Here is a 22,096-nt window from a genome sequence, read left to right on the forward strand (position 1 = left end):
CAATAATTGCCACTCAACCCACAATCTAATCAACCCGCCCCCACCGATAAAACAACGAACGATCGATCCGTGCTGTATTTTACAAGGCTGTCATTAACTGAATTAGCTCGATCGACAAATCTCTGGGCGACTTTTGCTGCTTCTGAAACAAAACTCCCGCCAGCAGATAGATATTTTCCGAATAAAAAGCCATGCCCTGTTTTTGCAGATTGGCGATCGCGCTTTTCACCTTCGGTTCCGAACTGTAATAGCCAAAAGTTAGAGGTGCAATCTCAAAATTCACCACCGAGTAGCCTCGATCCAAGGCATCATCGATCAAACCCACAGGATTAGAATAGCTCGAAACCATCAGCAAAACTTTGTCGCAGCCCAAAGATAAAAGTTTTTTAGCAATTGTAGAACCATCAGTCCCGCCGTGCAACAGCGGCTGATAGAGCTTGTCATCCGCCGCCGGCAAGTAAGGCGGATTTGAAATTATACAATTCGCCGACTGATATAAAGGCGAATCAAAAAAAGAGCAATTTTGGACAGTGTATTGTTCGCTCAGTTGATATTGCTTAATTTGAGACTCAGCAATTTTCGACGCAACCTTATTTAACTCAAATCCTTGTATTTTTCCGTCAAAATTAGTTCTGACCAAAGACTTAATAACTGGACTTCCCTCTCCGGAACCAAATTCTACTATAAGTCGAGAATTGTCAGCGGTATCTAACACTAAACTTTCCAAGCAGTGCGAGTAAAAATCAGATTCTTCAGGGCAATGAAATACCTGTTTTAGAGGATGGGATGAAGTGAGCATAAATTCTGTAACAAAGTTTACTGTTCTCAAAGTATCCAATAACTAATAAGGCAGCCATCTGTCGCAAGAGCTATTTATAAATTTTTTAAATCTCTCTCTTGCTATTTTATCTGCTGCGATCGTCAATGCTTATTAACTTATCAATACACTGCTTGGTTGGTAGTGAGGAATTCATTACTCGGAAAATGCGGACTTAATTCCTCGGAAAATGCGGACTTAATTCCAAACGATCGAACCTCAATCATATTGGTTCGATCGTTGGGAATTCATTCCTCATCAGACGAGAGATGACTCAAGTCCCAACGCTCAAACCCGATCGAGGTTATTTTAGCGGACACGATAGAACTGATAACGTTCGCGAGCGGGGACGCTCGCACTTCTGAGTCATGACTGATGACTAATGACTAATTACCACCAGACTGTACAGATTTGCGAGTTTGGTTAGTATCGTCGCCCTTGTGATGCCACCCGCCGTCACCTTGAACATACTCTGATTTTACGCTGTTCCAAGCAACGCGAGTAGCAGCATCTTGGCTCATTCCATCTTCGCTAGCGCTCTTAAAAGCCGCTTTAAAAATATTCTGCGCTCCTTGGGGTAGTTCTTGTGCTTCTGAAGGTAATGTGTCAAATTGTTGTTCTGGCATAATGGTCTCCTTTTTTTTAACATAAATGCTATTTTATATAGAATAAACAACTACCTTCCTCTCTCTAAAAGCAAATTTAAGACAGCATTTATCTCAGTCCGAAGACCGATGTAATCTTAAATTTATTAGTTTCAGAAAAAGGAACTTGCTTGCCGTTGCTGGTGGCACGGAATTTGGGTAATTTACCCGATCGCACAGCTATAAATCTGACTTCGGCTTTTTCACCTGCGAACTTAGAAAATACGTCAGCGAAGCGATTACTAAACCGATACTCCCTCCCAAGGGAAGGATGTTCGGATCGCCCTTCCACCTAACTACCTCAGCGAGAAACAATACGCTCAATACAACGACGATCACGCTGGTGAGCTTGGTTTTGAGATCCTCGATGCTGTGAATTTCCAGCCAGTGGGGTACTTTTATGCGCTCGTCAATGAACAGCTCGTAAAGTCCGAGGGCAGTAATGTAAAATACTGTGGCTAACAGAAACAAATCTACAACTTCGATCAAGGACAGAATCAGTTGTTTGGAGTTTTCGCTGGAAACCGCTCCTGTAGTTAGAATGTGGCCGATGGTAGCGACTGTTTCCAGCGCGCCGTAGACCAAAGGTAATAGCTTAGAAACTATTGAGTCTGTGGGGTAAGTTTCAATTGGAAAAACAATCAAGGGAACGGGACTAAATTTGCTCTCTTACCTTCATTATCCCGTAGCGAATATGAAAAGAGTTGTACGTTCCGTTGTCAATTTGACCATAAGGTTTTGCAATCAAAAGCGATCGCAGGACTCTACAAGGCAAAAGCAAGCATAACCATGAAATCTTCTAAATTGTTGAAAGTTGTTTTAGCAGGGGCTTGTACTTTAGGTTTAGCAACGGTTTCCTTAGCAGTGCCTGCTTCTGCCCAGTCGGGAGGCGGTGCAGGCACGGGTACTAGCGGTACGACAGGTACAACCGGTACCAGCGGTACAACTTCGGCGCCGACTGAGACTAATTCTGGAGTTTTGAGCGATCGGCGCGATCGCCCCAACAATCTGGGCTGGCTGGGTGCCTTGGGCGCGTTAGGTTTGCTCAACTTGTTTCGCAAAAAAGACGATGCAGCGTCGGTTCGTCGGTAGTTTCGGGCGATTCACGCTCGGGATAGATTCGCACGCGCGTACTATTGAAAACTTGAAAACATAGAGGCTTAGAAATTCATGACTTCACCAAATCGCCAAAATTTGTTCGTAAAATTGGTTACTGTTGCCGGAATTGCCGGCGTTAGTTCCTTGCTCGCCGTGCCCGGATTCGCAGAATTGAACCGCCAGACTAACGACTCGAACAATTCTAATTCTGCGGGCTTGATTGCGATCGACGCCAACAACAATACCAATCCCGGCGGCCGTCCTTTTGACTCGACTAATCCGAACTACACTAACGATTTGGGGGGCAGTCCTTCGGACTCTACAAATAGCCCCAGCAACAATAACAATCCCGATCGTTCTTCGGAAGCTCCTGTGAGCGATCCGAACAACAATACCAATCCGGGCGGCCGTCCTTTCGACTCTACTGTCCCCAGCAACAATAACGATGCCGGCGGCCCTAGCAACACTCGCAATAGCCCCAGCAACTAGAATAGACCTCTTGCAAAAATCCTTTTAACCAAATTTTGGGACGGGCTAGAAGCCCATCCCACAAGAAAAAAGATTTTTGTGGGATGGGCTTCTAGCCCGGAGGTCTAATAATCCAGTCCTTCAGCCGCAATAATTAGCTAGAGTCCGATCGCACTTTCACGCGATCGGACTCTATTTTTGCTGCTGTTAAACTTAGGCTAAATTAATAATTTTCTCACCGACGGGCGATCGCACTTGCGCGCCCGCCGATTTATTCAAACAACACACTATTAGTTACTGCTGATTGTCCACAAAAACAGTCACAGCCGCCACAGCGATTAACATTTCATCATTTTTATCATTCAGAGAGGCGATCGCCCTTCCTGGCACAATCATGCCCCCTTGCTCCACAATCAGAGTTTTGCTACCAAAAGGCAGCACCGCCAACACATCATCCGGCCGCACTTGTTCCGGGTAAGGAACAGCCACCTTTACCTCAACAATCATCTGATTGGGGTCAGTCAAACCCGCCACTTCCCAGACGCCTAGCAGAGCATTATTGGCGATCGCATTTCGTACAGCCCTAGCCGCCGCCACAGTAGGTTCCTGCCCGTGCTGGTCGATACCCATCCCCATTTCAATGATGAAACATTTACGTGCCACAGTTGCCCCTTCCTTGATTTTTGTGAATAGTCGTTAGCGAAGCTTACAGAAAAGAATCGCACTCTTTACCAAAACAATTATCAACCAAACCGACCGCAATTTTTATTATTTTATAAATCGTTATAACAACACAAGAATCATCTTAGTTCAAAAAAAACAATCAAACAACCGACAATCTCATAACCATAGTTAATCAGTCATTGTCAATCTAAAATCCCAAATCCCAAATCTAAAATCGCATAACTTATGGTAATATAACCAAAATCACCATTCCTCGCGGACTGCCCAACTCATCGCCAGCTTGAATCATGGATAGTTTTCTCCCCATCGCCTACTTTCAAAACCAATTTCTCCCATTTACCGACGCCAAAATCTCCATCGCCACCCACGCCCTGCACTACGGAACCGGAGTTTTAGGCGGGTTGCGAGGAATTCCAGACCCCCAAAATGGCGATCGCATCTTACTATTTAGATTAGACCGTCACTGTCAAAGATTAAGTCAAAGTGCCAGCTTCCTCCACTGCGATATTCCCCCGGACAAAATCCAACAAGTAATCACTGATTTTGTTAAAAAAAATCAGCCAACAAAATCATTTTACATCCGTCCATTTATCTACACATCAAGTTTAGGAATAGCCCCCAGACTGCACAACGTAGACACAGACTTCTTTGTTTACGGATTAGAACTTTCCGACTACTTACCCAAAGAAGGAGTCAACTGTAGAATTAGCTCTTGGTACCGTCAAGAAGACCGCAGCTTACCCTTAAGAGGAAAAATTAGCGGCGCCTACATCACCTCAGCCCTAGCTAAAACAGAAGCAGTAGAATCCGGCTTCGACGAAGCGATTATGATGAACACCCAAGGAAAAGTCAGCGAAGCCTCTGGGATGAACATATTTGTCGCCAGAAACGGCAAATTAGTTACTCCCGGTTTCGAGCAAGATATTCTCGAAGGAATCACCAGAGACAGCGTAATCACCATCGCCAGAGACTTGGGGATTGAAGTCACAGAAAGACCAGTTGACAAATCAGAACTGTTGATTGCAGACGAGATTTTTCTGTGCGGAACCGCCGCCAAAATTACGCCAATTAACCGAGTAGAAAACTATCAATTGCCTAAAAACAGACCCATCACCGAAAAGATTTTGGACAAACTGACGGGGATTATCGAAAATCGCGATAGCAAGTACAAAGAGTGGGTATTTGCGATTAGTCTGAATTAACGCGATACTCAAGGATCCATGAAGTAAATTAACCGGATTTGGTTAAATACCAAATCCGGTTAAATACCCCCTCGATCTCTTAGTCTGCGGAGGCAGACTTCGTGTGTGTAGTCGCGGTTTCAACCGCCGAGTCACTTTTTTACTCGCACAAGGCAGCCGCATGATGGCGAATGTGATCCTCCATAAAACTCGCCACAAAATAATAGCTGTGATCGTAACCTTCCTGCATCCTTAAAGTCAGCATCTGTCCCACTTTTGCACAAGCAACCGCAAACGCATCCGGCAACAATTGCCCGTCAGCTAGATACGAATCATCCGTACCGCAGTCAATCAAAATCGGGCGCTTGTATTGCTGTTCCAAAACTAATTCGCTAGCATCCCAAGCCTTCCAATTCTCCCGATCGCCACCGAGGTAGTGTCCAAATATTTTTTGTCCCCAAGGGCTGCGGACAGGGGCGCAAATAGGCGCAAAAGCCGAAACAGAAAGATAGCGATCGCCATTTTTTAACGCGCAAATTAAAGCCCCGTGTCCGCCCATCGAATGCCCGAAAATTCCCTGTTTTTCACGTATCACCGGAAAGTTTGACGCGATTAAATTCGGCAACTCATCAACCACATAACTGTACATTCGATAGTGAGAATTCCAAGGTGCGGCTGTCGCATCCACATAAAAACCCGCGCCGCTTCCCAAATCCCAATTGTCCGCTTCCCCAGGAATGCCAGTATTGCGCGGGCTAGTGTCGGGCGCCACCAGCATTAACCCATATTTGGCTGCCCATTGTTGCGCCCCCGCTTTTGCCATAAAATTCTCTTCCGTGCAGGTTAATCCTGACAAGTAATAGAGGATTGGTACGGGTTGTGATTCGGCTTGTGGTGGCTGGTAGACAGTGAATTTCATTTCGCTGTTGCAGGTTGAGGATTGATGGCTGTAAAAGCCGAGTTTGCCACCCAAACTTTTATATTGTTTTTCCAGTTTTAGGGATTTTGAGATCATGTTAATTTTATTTCATTTGTGAATTAGATTTTTTTTACCGCAGAGAGCGCAGAGGGCGCAGAGGAAGAGAGAAGAGAGAAATATTTTTGTTCAAAATGTTAAAACTGTGCGTATTACTTTTCCTTGGTGCATCAAATCAAAGGCGTCATTAATTTGCTCGATCGGCATAATCTGGGTAATCAAACTATCAATATCAATTTTACCATCCATGTACCAATCAACAATTTTCGGAACATCGGTTCTGCCCTTGGCGCCGCCAAAAGCCGTGCCTTTCCACACCCTACCAGTTACTAATTGAAACGGGCGGGTGCTAATTTCTTGCCCGGCTCCCGCTACCCCAACAATCACGCTCACACCCCAACCTTTGTGACAGCATTCCAAAGCTTGGCGCATCACATTAACGTTGCCGATACATTCAAAAGTGTAATCAGCTCCGCCTTTGGTTAAATCTACCAAATAAGGCACTAAATCGCCCTCAACTTCGCGGGGATTTACAAAGTGAGTCATGCCGAATTTTTTCGCCATTGCTCGTTTGTCGGGATTCATATCTACGCCGACAATCATGTTGGCTCCCACCAGGCGCGCTGCTTGGATTACATTCAAACCCACGCCGCCTAAACCAAAAACTATGACATTAGAACCTGGTTCTACTTTGGCAGTATTGATGACAGCGCCGATGCCAGTTGTAACGCCGCAGCCAATCAAACAAACTTTGTCAAAGGGAGCGTCATCGCGAATTTTCGCTACCGCAATTTCTGGCAATACTGTATAATTAGCAAAGGTAGAAGTTCCCATGTAATGGAAAATTTTCTCGCCATTAATTGAAAATCTGCTCGTGCCATCGGGCATTACGCCTTGCCCTTGAGTGAGGCGAATTGCTTGACAGAGATTCGTTTTGCCGCTCAAACAATACGCGCAGTTGCGACATTCGGGAGTGTAAAGTGGAATTACCCGATCGCCCTTTTTGACACTTGTCACTCCCGCCCCAACTTCCGCAACAATCCCGGCTCCCTCGTGGCCGAGAATTGCCGGAAACAAACCCTCGGGATCGGCGCCGGAAAGAGTATAAGCATCGGTGTGACAAACACCCGTCGCTTTAATTTCTACCAGCACCTCACCATCTCGCGGCCCATCTAGATCGACCGTTTCAATGGTCAAAGGTTGGCCGGCACTGCGAGCAACTGCTGCTTTTACTTTCATGCTTTCCCCCTGGGATGATTTGTTAAATGCTCCGTCAATATGTATTCTATTACTTAATCTAAAAATTGCACCAATTCTATGACAAAATTAATTGTAATTACCGGAGTCAGTCGCGGTCTCGGTCTCGCGATGACCGAAAAGTTTATTGAATTGGGACACACAGTTTTAGGATGCGCCCGCTCTTCGGAAGCAGTGGAAAAACTAAAACAAAAATATCGCGCGCCCCATCATTTTACTTGTTTGGATGTCGCTAGCGACGAGCTAGTCAAAGCTTGGGCTACAGAAATTTTGGCAAAGCAGCAACTGCCAGATTTGCTGATTAACAATGCAGCTATAACTAATTATTCCGCGCCTCTTTGGAATATCACCAGCGAAGAATTTTCTCAGGTAATTGATGTTAATATTAAAGGTACAGCTAATGTGATTCGCCACTTTGTCCCGGCAATGATTGCTCGAAAAAGTGGCATAATTGTCAACTTTAGTTCGGGTTGGGGAAGGTCAACTTCGCCGGAAGTCGCGCCCTATTGCGCTTCTAAGTGGGCGATCGAAGGATTGACGCGATCGCTCGCCCAAGAACTCCCGCGAGGCATGGCAGCGATTCCTTTGAATCCGGGCATAATTCACACCGATATGCTGGAAATTTCTTTCGGAGAACACGCGGCAAGTTATACGCCTGTCAAAGCATGGGTGCAAAAAGCAGTGCCTTTTTTACTGAAATTGAAACCTTCGGATAATGGAATGCCGATGACCGTTCCAGGATAACAATAAAATAGTAAAATAAGATTCCTGTATGATCCAACTAATAACTCTTTCCCCCAACAGCCACTGTGAACTTGCCATTAACCTCGCCCTCGCAAACCGAAACCCGCAAAGCAGACCACCTCAGGATCTGTCTCGAAGAAGACGTACAATTTCGCGAAACTACCAGCGGACTGGAACACTACCGTTTTACTCACTGCTGTTTGCCAGAAATCGATCGCACCCAAATCGATCTCACATCCACATTTCTCGGCAAAAAACTAGGCGCTCCGCTGCTAATTTCCTCAATGACAGGTGGCACAGAACTAGCCCAGACCATTAATTATCGCCTCGCCGATGTCGCTCAGGAATACAAACTGGCGATGGGAGTCGGTTCCCAGCGCATCATCGTAGAAAACCCTCAACTTGCTCCTACATTTGCAGTGCGCCGCCGCGCTCCCGATATTCTGCTATTTGCTAATATCGGAGCGGTTCAATTAAACTACAATTACGGTTTGGAAGAGTGTCAAAAAATTATCGATATTCTGGAAGCAGATGCCCTAATTTTACACCTCAATCCGCTGCAAGAGTGCGTTCAAACTGAAGGCGATACTAATTTTAAAGGACTGCTCGAAAAAATTGCTAAATTGTGCGATAAATTACCAGTACCGGTGATTGCGAAAGAAGTAGGCAACGGTATTTCTGGAAAAATGGCACAGAAATTGCGATCGGCTGGGGTAAGCGCGATCGACATTGCCGGAGCCGGAGGCACTTCTTGGGCCAAAATAGAAGGAGAGCGAGCCAAAGACAGCAAGCAGCGCAGGTTGGGTGCCACCTTTGCCGACTGGGGAATTCCGACAGCCGAGTGCGTTGTCAGCACCCGCGCCGTAGCGCCGGATGTTCCCCTGATTGCCTCTGGGGGCTTGCAAAACGGCTTGGATGCAGCCAAGGCGATCGCCCTCGGCGCGGATGTGGCGGGGCTGGCGCGGCCGTTTCTGGAAGCAGCCGCAGCATCGGAATCAGCAGCAGGTGTTCTAGCTGAGGTTTTAATTGCAGAAATCGCTACTGTGATGTTTTGTACGGGCTGCGCTAACTTAGATGAGTTAAAACATTCTGGGGTTTTGGAAAGGTTAAGATAAAAGTATGTCAGTTGGCAGTTGGCAGTAGACAGTTGGCAGTTGGCAGTTGGCAGTTGGCAGTTGGCAGTTGGCAGTGGGAGCATCTCAGTTTTGCATTTATAGAGCGTCTCCGCTCGCGAGCGGTATAATACTCGCGAGCGGGGACGCTCGCACTATATATAAAAAATGCTTTTTTCAAAAATGAGATGCTCCCGTTGGCAGTTGGCAGTAGTCAGTAGTCAGTAGTTACTGATTATTGGGAGAGATTCAAAAATAACAAATAACAACTGCTAATTACCAACTGCTAATTACCAATTACCAACTGTAACTGTTAACCATCAACTGTCAACTATCAACTATCAACTGTCAACTGTCAACTGTCAACTGTCAACTGACTAATTATCTAAATGAAAGATTTCCTAAAATATACTTGTGCAAGTTTGCTGGGAACCTTCCTGGGATTGTTGCTGCTGGGCGGCATCGGATTGGGAGGACTGGTACTGCTAATTGCTCTGGCGGCATCGTCGTCTAAAGATTCAGGCCCGCAAGTTAAAGATAAGTCTGTATTGGTATTAGACCTTTCTCTAAATATCACCGATAGCAAACCGAGCCGCAGCACGAGCGCGGCGATTCAAGAAGCACTTTCGGATGAATCCGGGGATGCTGTGACGCTGCGGACTGTTTTAGATGCGATCGAATCTGCGAAAAAAGACCCGAAAATCGTGGGGATGTATCTCGAAGGCAGTTCGGATTCCAGCAGCAGCGGGTTTGCTAATCTCAAAGAAGTTCGATCGGCATTACAGCGTTTCCGAGATGCCAAAAAACCCATTTTTGCTTACGAAATGGACTGGAATGAGCGAGATTATTACCTCGGTTCAGTTGCTAACACAATTGCGATGAATCCTTACGGATCTCTTGAAATCAACGGTTTTAGCAGTCAAGCAATGTTCTTAACCGGTGCTTTCGAGAAATACGGCCTCGGAGTGCAAGTCACTCGCGTCGGTAAATACAAGTCAGCCGTCGAACCGTTTTTGCTCAAAAAAATGAGCCCGGAAAATCGCCAGCAAACTCAAAAATTGCTGGGAGATATTTGGGGCGAATACTTAAAAACTGTCGGGCCGAGCCGCAAATTGAGCGTTCCCCAACTGCAAGCAGTTGCAGATAATGGCGGAACTTTGATGGCTAACGAAGCTCTCAAAGGCAAGTTAGTTGATAAAGTTGTCTACTTTGATGAAATTGCAACAGAACTGAAAAAACTAACAGGAACCGATGCAGAAGATAAATCTTTCAAGCAAATAAGTTTGAAAAACTACGCAAGAGTTGCTGAGAGTAAAAACTCTACTCGCGCTCACAAGAAAAACCAAATTGCTGTCCTTTACGCTGAAGGTGAGATTGTAGACGGCGAAGGCGGCCCGACTCAAGTAGGGGGCGATCGCATCGCTGAAGAAATGCGTAAAATCCGAGAAGATGACGACATAAAAGCAGTAGTTCTGCGCGTCAACAGCCCTGGAGGCAGCGCGACGGCTGCGGAAGTCATCGGGCGCGAAGTCGCGCTGACAGGCAAAAAAAAGCCAGTTATCGTATCGATGGGCAATTTAGCAGCTTCCGGCGGCTATTGGATTTCGATGGGTTCTAGCAAAATCTTTGCCGAAGCCAGTACGATTACTGGTTCCATCGGCGTTTTTGGGATGCTATTCAATGCCGAAAAGTTGGCTGCTAACAACGGCATAACTTGGGACGTGGTAAAAACCGCCCGTTTTGCGGATACTAACACGGTTTCCCGCCCCAAAAATCCTCAAGAATTGGCGAATATTCAGAGAATAGTCGATCGCATTTACGATCGATTTATCACCAAAGTCGCCGACTCCCGCAAACTGCCAAAAAACAAGGTGCAAGAAATTGCTCAAGGCAGAGTTTGGTCTGGTACGGCTGCGAAACAGTTGGGCTTAGTCGATGAAATTGGCGGCCTAGAAGATGCCGTTAGAGAAGCAGCTAAGCAAGCTAAGCTAGGCGACGATTGGCAGTTAGAAGAATATCCAAAACGCCGCAGTTTGGAAGAGCAAATTTTGGAAAGAATATCCGGCGTTCGCGTTGTGAAACCAGCCACCAAACTCGATCCGCTGAGTGCAGAAGTTAAGAAAATGCAGGATGAATTGGCTGTTATCAAGTCGATGAATGACCCGCAAGGGATTTACGTTCGCTTACCTTTCGACTTGCGGATTAATTAACTTTACTCTTTAACCCGCGTCGGCGGGTTTTGTCTGTGTAGAAGCGGTTTCAACCGCCGAGTTTCAACCGCCGAGTTTGTCTTTACTCTTCAACCCGCGTCGGCGGGTTTAACCGCCGAGTTTGTCTTTACTCTTCAACCCGCGTCGGCGGGTTTTGTCTGTGTAGTAGCGGTTTCAACCGCCGAGTTTCAACCGCCGAGTTTCAACCGCCGACTCCGATATTGAAAAACCCGGTTTCCTCAAGAAACCGGGTTTATGAATACCCTATACGATCGACTGGGAATTGGAAATATTTATTATGCAGCACGCTGAGTCAACAATCCCCAGATGAAAAGTACCACGATCGCGCCGATGACTGCAAAAGCTATGCTGGGTACAGTTAATGCTCCGAAGGATGCTCCCGCGCTAGTCCCCACAAAGACTTGGCCTAAATAACCTCCCACCAGCGCGCCGATAATTCCTAAAACTGTTGTTGCGACAAAACCGCCACCTTGAGTTCCCGGATAAATGGCTTTGGCGATCGCACCAGCAATCAGTCCTAAAACGATCCAAGCAATAATTCCCATTTCTTTTTCTCCTGAGTGTTTAACTTTCGTCTGCCTTGTCTTATGTTCTAAGAATAACAACTGATATCCCGTCCTTTCCTCTACCGTAGGGATGAACCGATAGAGGTAGAATTTCTCATGAATCGTCCTAATTTAAGGCTTTTTAATATGTCAAAAGAGTTATTGAAGAACGCACAACTAAGAATGCATAACGTAGAGCGCACAACTAAGAACGAAGCCTTTAATTATCTAGGATAGAAGGCTTTATTTATTTAGGACAGAAGCAATCGACTACTCATATAAAGTGCAATTTCAGAACGTCCCAACCGTTGGGTGCGGTTGGTACAACCAAATTTTTCTAAGGAAGAAAGGTACCTATGCTCAAAGCCGAAGGGCAATAGGAAAAATTTTTCTGGGACTTTTTGTGTTTTACTGGTAAAAAAATTACAATATTTTTGTCAAATTAGGAAAGTTGGCCCCCGATGAATCTGACACTGTGCACGATCGTCAAGAATGAAGAAGCAACACTGTCGCGGACTTTGGACAGCGTGAAGGGTGTTGTTGACGAAATTGTGGTGGTAGATACCGGTTCGCGCGATCGCACTCGTGAAATAGCCCGAGAATCCGGGGCGAGGGTTTATGACTTTGAATGGTGCGACGACTTCGCAGCGGCGCGCAACGAGTCTCTGAAGCACGCCCAGGGCGACTGGATTTTGGTGTTGGATGCCGATGAGGTGCTGGTACCGGAGATTGTACCTCAGATCCAGCAGGCAATTAAGAGCGATCGACTGTTGCTAATCAATCTCATCCGCCAAGAAATCGGTGCATCTCAATCACCCTATTCCCTAGTGTCGCGTTTGTTTCGCAATCGCCCCGGCATCCGCTTTTCTCGCCCTTACCACGCCATGGTAGACGACAGCGTGGCTGAGATTTTGCAGCGCGAACCAGAGTGGAAAATAGCTTCTCTCCCCGATGTGGCGATTTGGCACTCTGGTTATCACAAAGATGCGATCGCAGCAAAAAGCAAATTCCAAAAAGCTCAAACAGCAATGGAACGCTATATAGCTTATTATCCAAACGATGCTTATGCGTGCAGCAAATTAGGCGCGCTGTACGTAGAAAGCGGGCAAATCGCGCGGGGCATTAATTTATTAACTAGGGGATTGACTGCGGCGACAATTGATGAATCTATTGTTTACGAACTTAACTATCATTTAGGCATTGCTTACCGCCAGCAACAGCAATTTGCCAAAGCCAAAGAACACTATCAACTCGCAATTAATACAGATGTTTTCCCGGCGCTCAAATTAGGTGCTTACAATAATTTGGGCAATTTGCTCAAAGATGAAGGAGATTTGCCAGCAGCAGAAAAAGCTTACAAAGCAGCTTTAAAAATAGATCCCAATTTTGCACCAGGTCACTACAATTTAGGACTCACACTGAAAGCAACCGGAAATTTGGTAGATGCGATCGCCTATTACCGACAAGCCATTAAAATCGATCCCGAACACGCCGAAGCCCATCAAAACTTGGCAGTAGCGCTGCTGAAAATTGGCAAAATGCCCGAAAGTTTAGCAGAATTCAAAAGAGCGATCGCCCTTCACGAACAGCGCCGCCCCTTTGAAGCAGAACGCCTGCGCCGCGGACTGCAAGAAATGGGTTTAATCTAAACCTGCATATCTACTTTCTCGTTAAGTAGGTCATTTGTAGGGGCAATCGTCGGTAGTTTCCCATCGATCCCAGAGGGGTAAGCACTCTTGGCATTAACCCTACAAATTGCGAAAAATACCAACAAAATCAAGCAATTATCTCTACTTTGCCGCTGTCCAAATCGTAGCGCGCCCCAACAACTTTAAGCTTTCCCGCTTTCACTGCTTCAGCCAAAATAGGCGACGCAGATTTTAACTTTTTTACATTCATTTTTACATTAGCTCTGACTGCGTTATCCCAAGCATCGCCCAATTGATTTTTTGTAGCATCAACGGCTGGTTTAATCGCCGCCACCAAAGTGCTAATGTGACCCGGCACAGCTTTACCATCCAAAGCCGCTTTCACAGCACCGCAGCGTTCGTGACCCAGAATTACTAATAGCGGAACGCCTAATTCTAATGCGGCATATTCCATATTTCCGAGAACCCCGTCGTCGAGAAAATTTCCAGCTACTCGGATATCAAATAAATCCCCCAATCCTTGGTCGAAAATAATTTCGGGTGTTACCCGCGAATCAGAACAAGCAAGGATGGTTGCAAACGGATGTTGACCCTTTGCTACTTCGGTAATTCGCGATCGGCTTTGGTCGGGAAATGTCCGTTTTTGGTGAATATACCGCTGATTCCCGTTCATCAATTTCTTGAGTGCGGCCTCAGGAGTGATGTTTGAGACTACTCCTTCTGCATAGGCCGGTTCAGTTTTGAACAGCCCTGGGGCCATGGTTGCCACCAGCGCCCCTGCACTTGACATCCAGATCGCACTCCGCCTCGACATCTTGCCTATTTTTTTTGAGTCGGTCATTGCTTGCAACTCGGTTAATTGTTTTATATTTATTAGTATAATATTTGCCATCAGCCCAGCAAAAATTCTTTACTTTTTCTTTACAAGTAGCTGCCAAATATAAACTAATAAAAAATCGCCCCTTGTAATTTCATGGAATTAACTGCGGTCATCATTCTGCCTGCGGAGGATGCTATAGTGTATCTAAAACAACAATTATTTATCAATGAATCACAATGTCTTACGTCGCCAGCATTCATATCTATCCGGTCAAGTCCCTTGACGGCATAGCTGTCAGTCAAGCTAATATTCTTGCCAGCGGAGCTCTAGCAGGCGATCGCTCTTTTGCCATCTGCGATCTTTCCGGAGCATTTGTTAACGCTAAGCGCAACAGCGGAGTCCATTTTCTGCGCCTATCATTTGACATAAAAAAGAGAATCGCCGGTCTGAAAATTCAAGACACCGAACAAGAAATATTTTTTCATGTAGATAGAGAACGCCCCGCAATAGAATCTTGGTTGAGCAACTACTTCGGTTTCCCGGTCAAATTAATTGAAAACTTGCTCGCAGGCTTTCCCGATGATACCGCAGCACCCGGGCCAAGCATTATCAGTACCGCAACAATAGCCGAAGTAGCATCTTGGTTTCCGAGAGTTTGCGTTAACGAAATGCGCCATCGCTTGCGAGCTAATATTGAAATAGGAGATGTCCCGGCTTTTTGGGAAGATCGACTTTTCGGAGCAGCCGATGAAGTTGTCAGGTTTAAAATAGGGCCAGTAATATTTGAAGGTATTAATCCCGGTCAGCCCTGTCTGCAATCCAACCGAAATTCTGCTGCTCAAGAAGCTTATCCAAACTTGAAAACTATGCTAACAGCCAAGCAAAATGAAATCATGCCTGAATTGCAAAAAAAAGGGCATTTCAATCACTTTAGTCGGCTGCTCGTTAACACGCGAGTGCCACTTCAATCAGCCGGAAAAATAGTACACATAGGAGATGAAGTTCAAATCCTCAGCGTCAAAAACTCCCTATTTAATACCATTCCCGATCAGTTATAAAAGTTTTATGATGACTTCATATCAAATCCGGTAACACCGGAATTAATATTACCCAGAGTCAGGACGCGGCAGTGCCGTTTCCCTACAATTAAGTGGGCGTTAGTTACATCTCTTGCAAGCATGACGATTATTTTGGGGTAGGGAAACGGCTTTTGGAGTGTCCTCCGTTAGTCCAAATCAATATGCCCCATGCCCCATGCCCCATGCCCCATGCCCCATGCCCCATTACCTTAAATTTCTGTTGGTACTATAAACCACGATCGGTCTGTCAATTCCTTTAAAGCGGAAATCTCCCATCGGCTCAAAACTTTGGGGCGATCGCAGCAACGTGTAAGTAGCTTCGCTCACCACGCATTCCCCAGGCTGACAAATTCCCTCCATCCGAGCAGCCAGATTAATAGTCGAACCCAACACAGTATAATCAACTCTTTTAGAACTGCCGACATCACCAATTATTGCCTTGCCGCTGTTAATAGAAATCCGCAATTGCAGCGGTTCGCCCAAACTCTTATTTGCATTGAGTTCGTCAAGACGGTTGAGCATTCCCAAAGCAGCAGCCACCGCGCGATCGGCATGATCCGGTTGAGGTTCCGGCGCTCCAAAAAATGCCATAATACAATCTCCAATAAACTTATCTAAAGTTCCTCCTTCCCCAAAAACTTCTTGCAGCATTTCCTCAAAGAAATTGTTCAGCAACCGGGCAATTTCAGGGGGCCTCAAGCGTTCAGACATCGCAGTAAAGCCCACAATATCTGCAAACAAAATGCTGATTTCGCGTTCCACAGGCGGCAGGCGGTGGTCAATTAAAGTCCCCGTATTCATTAAATGCTGCACCACAGCCGGAGAGTGATAGCGTTCCAATCTTTGCCGCATAGTTTCTTGGGTGCGGAGTTTTTGTGTCAGCAGCCACCGCTGCACGCTAGAAGCAGCGATATTTCCTAAAGCTGAAAAAAAGCTCAAGTCTTCATCTCCGCCCAGATACCACTCTCTAGAAGTCAGTTGAGCGTCGCCGTAAAGCACTCCAAAAACTGTATTTTCATCCCAGAGAGGAACAGCTATCGCCGTGCGAATTCCTTTATCGATCATGCTTATATTGTCGTCAAACTGTTCGTCAAACTGAGCGTCGGCAGTTTTGAGAGCAACTTGTTCGTCTAATACTTTGCGGCAAATAGTCCGGCCGATCCAACTGCCGTCAGCAGGGATATATTTATTTTTGGCAGTGGGTCTGGCGGCAGTCTTAACTACTTCGAGTTCGCCGTTATTTTGAAAGTCTATTAATAGTGCCAAACGTTCGATATTTTTGATATCGCGGAACACGATTTGCTGGACTTGATCGAAAATTGCTTCGATGGATTCAGCGGTGTTTAAATACTTCGCAATATCGACTAAGTATTTTAAACGCGAGATAGCTTGTTCGTAATTTTTTTCAAGTTTTGTGTCTGGTTCTATCCACTGTTTTTGCAGTTCTTTAGCTTTGCCGAGGATAGTCACTCCTTCGGGCATGGTGCCGATTTCAGGAAGTTGGGGGTCAGAGCGATCGGGCAAAACGACAATCAAATTAATCCGGTGTCCCAGATAAATCACATCGCCCTGATTGACTAAGTGAGGTTGGTTGAGGGGACTGTTGTTTAGTAGCGTCCCGTTGGTACTGCCCATATCCTCAACTAGCCACTCCCCTGAAGCTATTTTAAACAAGCGGGTGTGGTGCCGGGAAATGTCAGAAAAAGGCAGTTGCAAATCGCATTCTAGCAACCTACCGATAATAAATTGCTCGCCTTCGACAGGCACGGTTTTTTCGATGATTCCATTAATTTGAAGTTCCAGATTCAGTTCATTCATAGACAGCACCGCTGTTGAATTTTCAAGGCTTTGATAAGACTTGAATTCATCAGATCAAATCTCCTACAAGTCTTATAAAGCTGGCGGCAACTCCAAAGTAAGCTGACCCAACACACCAGTTCTAAAATCGTTTAACATCTGCCGCGCCGTTCGTTCGACATCTCCTTTATACCTGTCTTTTGCTACTTCGTGCAAATAATCTTCACCATTGCTAGATCCTATATCTAATTTATACCGAGATTTGAAACCAGATACTGATATCAATGTGTCATCAGCCGCCTCCAGCCCGAGGAGCAAATCAACCATAGCTGCTGCTACTACCTGATTGTCGTAAGCTGCTTCGCCAATATCTTCGCAAATAGCTAATTTTATGGCATTTTCTTGATTGTTAATCCGGGTGGGGATTACTCCGGGGGCGTCTAGTAACTCAATTTCGTCAGAAATGCGAATCCATCGGAGCGATTTAGTTACTCCAGCTCTGCGGGCACTGTCTACTACTCTGCGCCCTAAAAGGCGATTAATTAAAGCAGATTTGCCGACATTGGGAAAGCCCATCACCACGGCGCGGACTGGACGGGGTAGCATTCCTCGATCGAATCTGCGTTTATTTAGCTGCACCCCAGCCTCCTGGACAGCATCGGAAACATCGTGTACTCCTTGACCGTGCTCGGCGTTAGTAAAATAAGCAGTTTCGCCCTGAGATTCAAACCAGGTTTCCCACGCATCGAGGGTTCTAGGCGTAATCATGTCCATGCGGTTGATGACCAACACTCGCGCCTTACCGCCCACCCAGGTAGGCATTTGGGGGTGGTAAGTCGCTAGTGGAATGCGGGCATCTCGGACTTCGAGCACCACATCTACCCGCTTTAGCTGTTCTTTTAATGCCCGTTCAGCTTTGGCAATGTGACCGGGATACCAGTGAATTTTCATTAGTTATTAGTTATTAGTTAGTTGTTAGTTGTTAGTGGTCAGTTATCAGTTGTTCGTTGTTCGTTGTCAGTTGTTCGGGGAGCATCTCAATTTTTGCAAAAAGCATTTTTTTGTTGTAGTGCGAGCTTAAGAGCTCGCTTGGTTTTAACAGCAAGCGAGCTCTTAAGCTCGCACTACAAAATCAAAACTGAGATGCTCTCGTTGTTCGTTGTCAGTTGTTAGTTGTCAACTGCTTTCGGAGTCAACTAAGAGGGCGAGCAAGGCGGGGCACCGCCCCAACTGTCAACTGCTTTCGGAGTCAACTGCCAACTGTCAACTGTCAACTGCCAACTGTCAACTGCCAACTGTCAACTGTCAACTGTCAACTGTCAACTGACTAAGGCACAATCAAAACTGCACAAGGAGACAGATTGATCACCCGACTGGTAACGCTGTCAGACGCACCATCATCAGTTAAACCCATCCCACGACAGCCCATCACAATCAAATCAGCCCCAACTTCGTCAGCCACATCACAAATCGTGAAAGCAGGTTTGCCTTCTCGTTCGATGATTTCAGCTTCAATTCCCTGCTGGGAAAACATCGACTGGGCTTCAGACAGCAGTTTGGCGACTGCTTCGGGGGAACTCATCACCTCTCGCGGTGCCTCACCCTCCTCGGCTGGGGGTTCGACTACCGACAGAATAACTAAACGAGAAGCGTAGGTTTTCACAATATTGACAACCTTTTCCGCCGCTTCGCGGGCTTCTCGGCTTTGATCTACAGGAAATAAGACAGTCTTGAACATAGTTCGCATTTCCCGGACACGGACTCCGATAAAATGTTTACGTTGAGCCAAATCAGTGCCGTTTGTTTCATCTTCCGTTTTTTGTACGGGCGCGGTTGAATGCGCCCGAGGCCCCAAGTGCAAGTGACGAGTGCCGCCATTTCAACGGAATTAGACAAAAACACAAATATTAGGAGGTTAATCCTGTGACAAAAAAAACTGTAGCAAATTTATCGGCATCGGACTTATCGGGCAAACGGGTATTGGTGCGCGCGGACTTTAACGTGCCGCTCGACAACGGCAATATCACCGATGATACTCGCATCCGGGCTGCTCTGCCGACTATTCAGGATTTAGCGTCGAAGGGCGCTAAGGTCATTTTGTGCAGTCACTTCGGGCGTCCCAAGGGTGTGACGGAGAAGTTGCGCTTGACTCCGGTTGCTAAGCGGCTGTCGGAATTGTTGGGGAAGGAAGTCAAAAAGACTAACGACTGTATTGGTGATGAAGTGGCTGCTACTGTGGCGGCGATGGCTGATGGCGATGTGATTTTGCTGGAAAATGTCCGCTTCTACCCTGAAGAGGAAGCAAATGACCCAGAATTTGCCAAGAAGTTAGCTTCTGTTGCTGATTTGTATGTCAATGATGCTTTTGGTACGGCTCACCGGGCTCACGCTTCGACTGAGGGTGTGACTAAGTATCTGAGTCCTTCGGTGGCTGGGTTTTTGATGGAGAAGGAGTTGCAATATCTCGGTAGTGCGATCGACAATCCGCAACGTCCCTTAGCTGCTATCATCGGTGGTTCTAAGGTTTCCAGCAAGATTGGAGTCATCGAAAAACTGCTCGAAAAGTGCGACAAATTGCTGCTGGGTGGCGGCATGGTGTTCACGTTCTACAAAGCTCGCGGTTTGAACGTTGGCAAGTCTTTGGTGGAAGATGACAAGCTCGAACTGGCTAAGTCTTTGGAAGCGAAGGCAAAGGAACGGGGAGTTACTTTCCTGTTGCCTACTGATGTGATAGTTGCTGACAAGTTTGCTGCTGATGCGAACACTCAAACTGTCTCCGTTGAGAGCATTCCCGACGGTTGGATGGGTTTGGACATTGGCCCGGATTCTGTGAAAACTTTCCAAGATGCTTTGGCCGATTGCAAAACGGTAATCTGGAACGGGCCGATGGGCGTGTTTGAGATGGAGAAGTTTGCTGCGGGAACTGAAGGAATTGCTCATTCTTTAGCTGGAATTACTAAGACTGGTACTACCACGATTATCGGTGGCGGTGACTCGGTGGCGGCTGTGGAACAGTTGAATCTGGGGCCAGAAATGAGCCACATTTCTACTGGTGGCGGCGCTAGTTTGGAACTGCTAGAAGGTAAGGAATTGCCTGGTGTTGCGGCTTTAGATGAGGCTTAATTAAGTTGACTGGGGCGGGCTTTGTTGCCCGCCTTGCGGCGAATGCTATTTTTTTTACCACAGAGAGCGCAGAGAACGCAGAGAGGGAGAAAAGAGTGAGGGAAATGGGTTGAAATTTTACTGTTTGCGAGTACGATCGATCTGAAGTGGCAGTGAGGTTTGTTTGTGAAATTTAAAATCTTGGCAAGTGTAACGGCAACTGTAGCAGTTTTAGCGCCGTTTTTGCTGGCACCCCCCGTGAAAGCTCAAAATCCCGATCACGTCCAACAGTTGCTAGAAACTAAGGAGTGCGAGGGCTGCGATTTGAGAAATGCTGATTTGTTTAAGGCGAGTTTGTACAGAGCTAATTTAAGAGGATCTGATTTAAGCGGAGCTAATCTCTACGAAGCTAATTTGCTAGAAGCAGATTTAAGTGGTGCTAATTTGGCAAATACTAACTTGGTTAATGCTGAAATGTATGGTGCCGACTTGGACAGCGCTAATCTGCGAAATGCGGATTTGTCTAATGCTTTTTTGGGGCGGGCCAATCTGACGAGAGCTGATTTGCGCGGTGCTAAGCTTTTTAATACTAATTTGGGCGAAGCTTATTTGCTGCAAGCTAATTTGTCGAATGCAGATTTGCGACGTTCGCTGCTGTTTAGAGTGAATTTGAATCGCGCGAATTTAAGCGGGGCTGATTTGTCTTTTGCTGACGTGCGCGATACTAATTTGCAGAATGCTATTCTGTCAAATACCAGGCTTCCTAGAGCTCAATTGACCGGGACAAATATCGATGCGGCGAGGGACGTGCGGCAGGCTGATTTGGAACGTGCAAATTTGCGGGGTACAAATTTGGGGCCGATGGTTTGCGTGACGACGAGTTTTCCTTATTGTGTTTTGAATTTGGAATAATATCAGGTTCTCTCGAACGACGACAATCAGATGGGTTTGTAGTGAGGACTTTAGTCCTCAGATTATGAGGACTAAAGTCCTCACTACAAACCGTTTTTATTGCGGGTAATTAAGGGCTGGTACACCGTAAGTTGAGACCGGAGCTAAGTTTGAGGTGGTTTGTATCCCCTTTCTAGGGCAAATCTCACAAGCTGGGCGCGATTTTCTAACTGTAGTTTGCTGAATATGCTGCCTAAATGAGCTTGGACGGTGCGGGGGCTAATAAACAGTCGATCGCTAATTTGTTTGTTAGTATAACCCTGGATCACCTCCCAAAAAACTCTTTCCTCGGCTGGTGTTAGAGGCAAAGGTGCTAGTGGTGGCAATACTGCGACAACTTTGGGCTCCACCGCCAGGGCGGTAGAAGTTTGCAGCAGTCGGACAATCTCGGCGTGAATGCGGTGGGAGCGCTCTAACTGAGCTTTCACCTTAGCCAAGATTTCTTCAGACTGAAAAGGTTTTACCAGATAATCGTCAGCGCCGATCGCATGACCTTCAACTTTTGCCTCAATTTCGCCTTGACCAGACAAAAATATAAACGGCACCAACTGTCCCAAACGTGTAGTACGCAAGCGCCGGCAAAACTCAAACCCGTCCATTTCCGGCATCATCACATCTGAAATCACCAAATCTGGGGGGGCATTTTCAAAAATTGAGAGCGCCTCAACTCCTGAATTAGCGCATTCAACCCGGTATCCTTGGCTTTCGAGATACATTGCCAAGACTGTTTGACAGTCTGCTTCGTCGTCAACTACTAATATTCTTTCCATGAGGGCCTTGCACCAATTCCAGTTGACAGTTCTTGAAACTGCGGCTGATTCTTTTACGCTGAACATTTCTCTACATAGCTGTGCAATGCTGGAGATGTAACGATCGCAATTCCGTCATGGCTGACAGAACAGGTCGAATCCGACAAAGCACGTAACAAGATATTACGTGCG

General features: G+C 46.3%; 22 protein-coding genes. 10 read left to right on the forward strand and 12 right to left on the reverse strand.

The annotated features are described in order from the left end of the window. Positions 1 to 79: 79 nt before the first annotated feature. From JGK20_RS03385 to JGK20_RS03395, 3 genes are all read right to left on the reverse strand, one after another. Positions 80 to 799, reverse strand: coding sequence for a methyltransferase (locus JGK20_RS03385; RefSeq protein ID WP_293229346.1), 720 nt, complete (start codon positions 797 to 799; stop codon positions 80 to 82). Positions 800 to 1,203: 404 nt separating this feature from the next. Continuing rightward, a complete protein-coding gene (locus JGK20_RS03390; protein ID WP_293177733.1) occupies positions 1,204 to 1,443 on the reverse strand; it encodes a ChaB family protein in 240 nt (79 codons plus the stop codon). Between the two features lie 198 nt (positions 1,444 to 1,641). Further along, positions 1,642 to 2,106: a YqhA family protein gene (locus JGK20_RS03395; protein ID WP_293177736.1), complete on the reverse strand. Its 465-nt coding sequence runs from the start codon at positions 2,104 to 2,106 to the stop codon at positions 1,642 to 1,644. Positions 2,107 to 2,250: 144 nt separating this feature from the next. Here JGK20_RS03395 and JGK20_RS03400 point away from each other — a divergent pair, with 144 nt between their 5' ends. Together JGK20_RS03400 and JGK20_RS03405 are read left to right on the forward strand one after the other, a co-directional pair. Beyond that, complete coding sequence (locus JGK20_RS03400) at positions 2,251 to 2,553, forward strand: hypothetical protein (protein WP_293177739.1); 303 nt, start codon at positions 2,251 to 2,253, stop codon at positions 2,551 to 2,553. A 78-nt stretch (positions 2,554 to 2,631) separates the two neighbouring features. After that, complete coding sequence (locus JGK20_RS03405) at positions 2,632 to 3,048, forward strand: hypothetical protein (RefSeq protein ID WP_293177742.1); 417 nt, start codon at positions 2,632 to 2,634, stop codon at positions 3,046 to 3,048. Between the two features lie 273 nt (positions 3,049 to 3,321). Here JGK20_RS03405 and JGK20_RS03410 read toward each other — a convergent pair whose 3' ends face one another. Continuing rightward, complete coding sequence (locus tag JGK20_RS03410; protein ID WP_293177745.1) at positions 3,322 to 3,690, reverse strand: Lin0512 family protein; 369 nt, start codon at positions 3,688 to 3,690, stop codon at positions 3,322 to 3,324. 308 nt (positions 3,691 to 3,998) lie between these two features. Here JGK20_RS03410 and JGK20_RS03415 point away from each other — a divergent pair, with 308 nt between their 5' ends. Continuing rightward, on the forward strand, positions 3,999 to 4,913 hold the full coding sequence (locus JGK20_RS03415; protein WP_293190013.1) for a branched-chain amino acid transaminase: 915 nt from the start codon (positions 3,999 to 4,001) through the stop codon (positions 4,911 to 4,913). A 139-nt stretch (positions 4,914 to 5,052) separates the two neighbouring features. On the opposite strand, the gene fghA is transcribed toward JGK20_RS03415, so the two are convergent. Continuing rightward, positions 5,053 to 5,907: an S-formylglutathione hydrolase gene (gene fghA, locus JGK20_RS03420; RefSeq protein ID WP_293229349.1), complete on the reverse strand. Its 855-nt coding sequence runs from the start codon at positions 5,905 to 5,907 to the stop codon at positions 5,053 to 5,055. 90 nt (positions 5,908 to 5,997) lie between these two features. After that, positions 5,998 to 7,107, reverse strand: a complete 1,110-nt coding sequence (locus JGK20_RS03425; RefSeq protein WP_293190009.1) for an S-(hydroxymethyl)glutathione dehydrogenase/class III alcohol dehydrogenase — start codon at positions 7,105 to 7,107, stop codon at positions 5,998 to 6,000. A 78-nt stretch (positions 7,108 to 7,185) separates the two neighbouring features. Here JGK20_RS03425 and JGK20_RS03430 point away from each other — a divergent pair, with 78 nt between their 5' ends. The 3 genes from JGK20_RS03430 (at position 7,186) to sppA (ending at position 11,191) form a co-directional block, all read left to right on the forward strand. Beyond that, the gene (locus tag JGK20_RS03430; protein ID WP_293214249.1) at positions 7,186 to 7,869 is read left to right on the forward strand and encodes an SDR family oxidoreductase; all 684 of its coding nucleotides are present in this window, start codon (positions 7,186 to 7,188) and stop codon (positions 7,867 to 7,869) included. A 65-nt stretch (positions 7,870 to 7,934) separates the two neighbouring features. Then, positions 7,935 to 8,984 carry a type 2 isopentenyl-diphosphate Delta-isomerase gene (fni, locus tag JGK20_RS03435; protein WP_293214251.1) on the forward strand — a complete coding sequence of 350 codons (1,050 nt, stop codon included), beginning with the start codon at positions 7,935 to 7,937 and terminating at the stop codon, positions 8,982 to 8,984. A gap of 386 nt (positions 8,985 to 9,370) precedes the next feature. Then, positions 9,371 to 11,191, forward strand: a complete 1,821-nt coding sequence (gene sppA / locus JGK20_RS03440) for a signal peptide peptidase SppA (protein WP_293229351.1) — start codon at positions 9,371 to 9,373, stop codon at positions 11,189 to 11,191. A 296-nt stretch (positions 11,192 to 11,487) separates the two neighbouring features. On the opposite strand, the gene JGK20_RS03445 is transcribed toward sppA, so the two are convergent. Next, on the reverse strand, positions 11,488 to 11,757 hold the full coding sequence (locus tag JGK20_RS03445; protein ID WP_293177765.1) for a GlsB/YeaQ/YmgE family stress response membrane protein: 270 nt from the start codon (positions 11,755 to 11,757) through the stop codon (positions 11,488 to 11,490). A gap of 461 nt (positions 11,758 to 12,218) precedes the next feature. Here JGK20_RS03445 and JGK20_RS03450 point away from each other — a divergent pair, with 461 nt between their 5' ends. Continuing rightward, entirely contained in the window at positions 12,219 to 13,406 is a 1,188-nt protein-coding gene (locus JGK20_RS03450; RefSeq protein ID WP_293177768.1) for a glycosyltransferase family 2 protein, read from the forward strand. 127 nt (positions 13,407 to 13,533) lie between these two features. On the opposite strand, the gene JGK20_RS03455 is transcribed toward JGK20_RS03450, so the two are convergent. Next, positions 13,534 to 14,247: a carbonic anhydrase gene (locus JGK20_RS03455; RefSeq protein ID WP_293177771.1), complete on the reverse strand. Its 714-nt coding sequence runs from the start codon at positions 14,245 to 14,247 to the stop codon at positions 13,534 to 13,536. Positions 14,248 to 14,462: 215 nt separating this feature from the next. Here JGK20_RS03455 and JGK20_RS03460 point away from each other — a divergent pair, with 215 nt between their 5' ends. Next, complete coding sequence (locus JGK20_RS03460; protein WP_293190001.1) at positions 14,463 to 15,284, forward strand: MOSC N-terminal beta barrel domain-containing protein; 822 nt, start codon at positions 14,463 to 14,465, stop codon at positions 15,282 to 15,284. 225 nt (positions 15,285 to 15,509) lie between these two features. On the opposite strand, the gene JGK20_RS03465 is transcribed toward JGK20_RS03460, so the two are convergent. The 3 genes from JGK20_RS03465 to JGK20_RS03475 all read right to left on the reverse strand — a co-directional run bounded on the left by JGK20_RS03465 (position 15,510) and on the right by JGK20_RS03475 (position 18,840). Beyond that, the gene (locus JGK20_RS03465) at positions 15,510 to 17,123 is read right to left on the reverse strand and encodes an adenylate/guanylate cyclase domain-containing protein (protein ID WP_293177777.1); all 1,614 of its coding nucleotides are present in this window, start codon (positions 17,121 to 17,123) and stop codon (positions 15,510 to 15,512) included. 72 nt (positions 17,124 to 17,195) lie between these two features. After that, complete coding sequence (gene ylqF / locus JGK20_RS03470) at positions 17,196 to 18,053, reverse strand: ribosome biogenesis GTPase YlqF (RefSeq protein ID WP_293149305.1); 858 nt, start codon at positions 18,051 to 18,053, stop codon at positions 17,196 to 17,198. A gap of 376 nt (positions 18,054 to 18,429) precedes the next feature. Next, positions 18,430 to 18,840, reverse strand: a complete 411-nt coding sequence (locus tag JGK20_RS03475) for a universal stress protein (protein ID WP_293177780.1) — start codon at positions 18,838 to 18,840, stop codon at positions 18,430 to 18,432. A 185-nt stretch (positions 18,841 to 19,025) separates the two neighbouring features. On the opposite strand from JGK20_RS03475, the gene JGK20_RS03480 reads away from it, so the two are divergent. Together JGK20_RS03480 and JGK20_RS03485 are read left to right on the forward strand one after the other, a co-directional pair. Then, complete coding sequence (locus tag JGK20_RS03480; protein ID WP_293208208.1) at positions 19,026 to 20,225, forward strand: phosphoglycerate kinase; 1,200 nt, start codon at positions 19,026 to 19,028, stop codon at positions 20,223 to 20,225. Between the two features lie 165 nt (positions 20,226 to 20,390). Beyond that, positions 20,391 to 21,116 (forward strand): pentapeptide repeat-containing protein, encoded by a 726-nt coding sequence (locus tag JGK20_RS03485; RefSeq protein WP_293177786.1) that lies wholly within the window; start codon positions 20,391 to 20,393, stop codon positions 21,114 to 21,116. A 143-nt stretch (positions 21,117 to 21,259) separates the two neighbouring features. Here JGK20_RS03485 and JGK20_RS03490 read toward each other — a convergent pair whose 3' ends face one another. Further along, positions 21,260 to 21,925: a response regulator gene (locus JGK20_RS03490; protein WP_293177811.1), complete on the reverse strand. Its 666-nt coding sequence runs from the start codon at positions 21,923 to 21,925 to the stop codon at positions 21,260 to 21,262. Between the last annotated feature and the right edge of the window lie 171 nt (positions 21,926 to 22,096).

Source organism: Microcoleus sp. PH2017_05_CCC_O_A, assembly GCF_020738785.1.
Lineage (GTDB): Bacteria > Cyanobacteriota > Cyanobacteriia > Cyanobacteriales > Microcoleaceae > Microcoleus.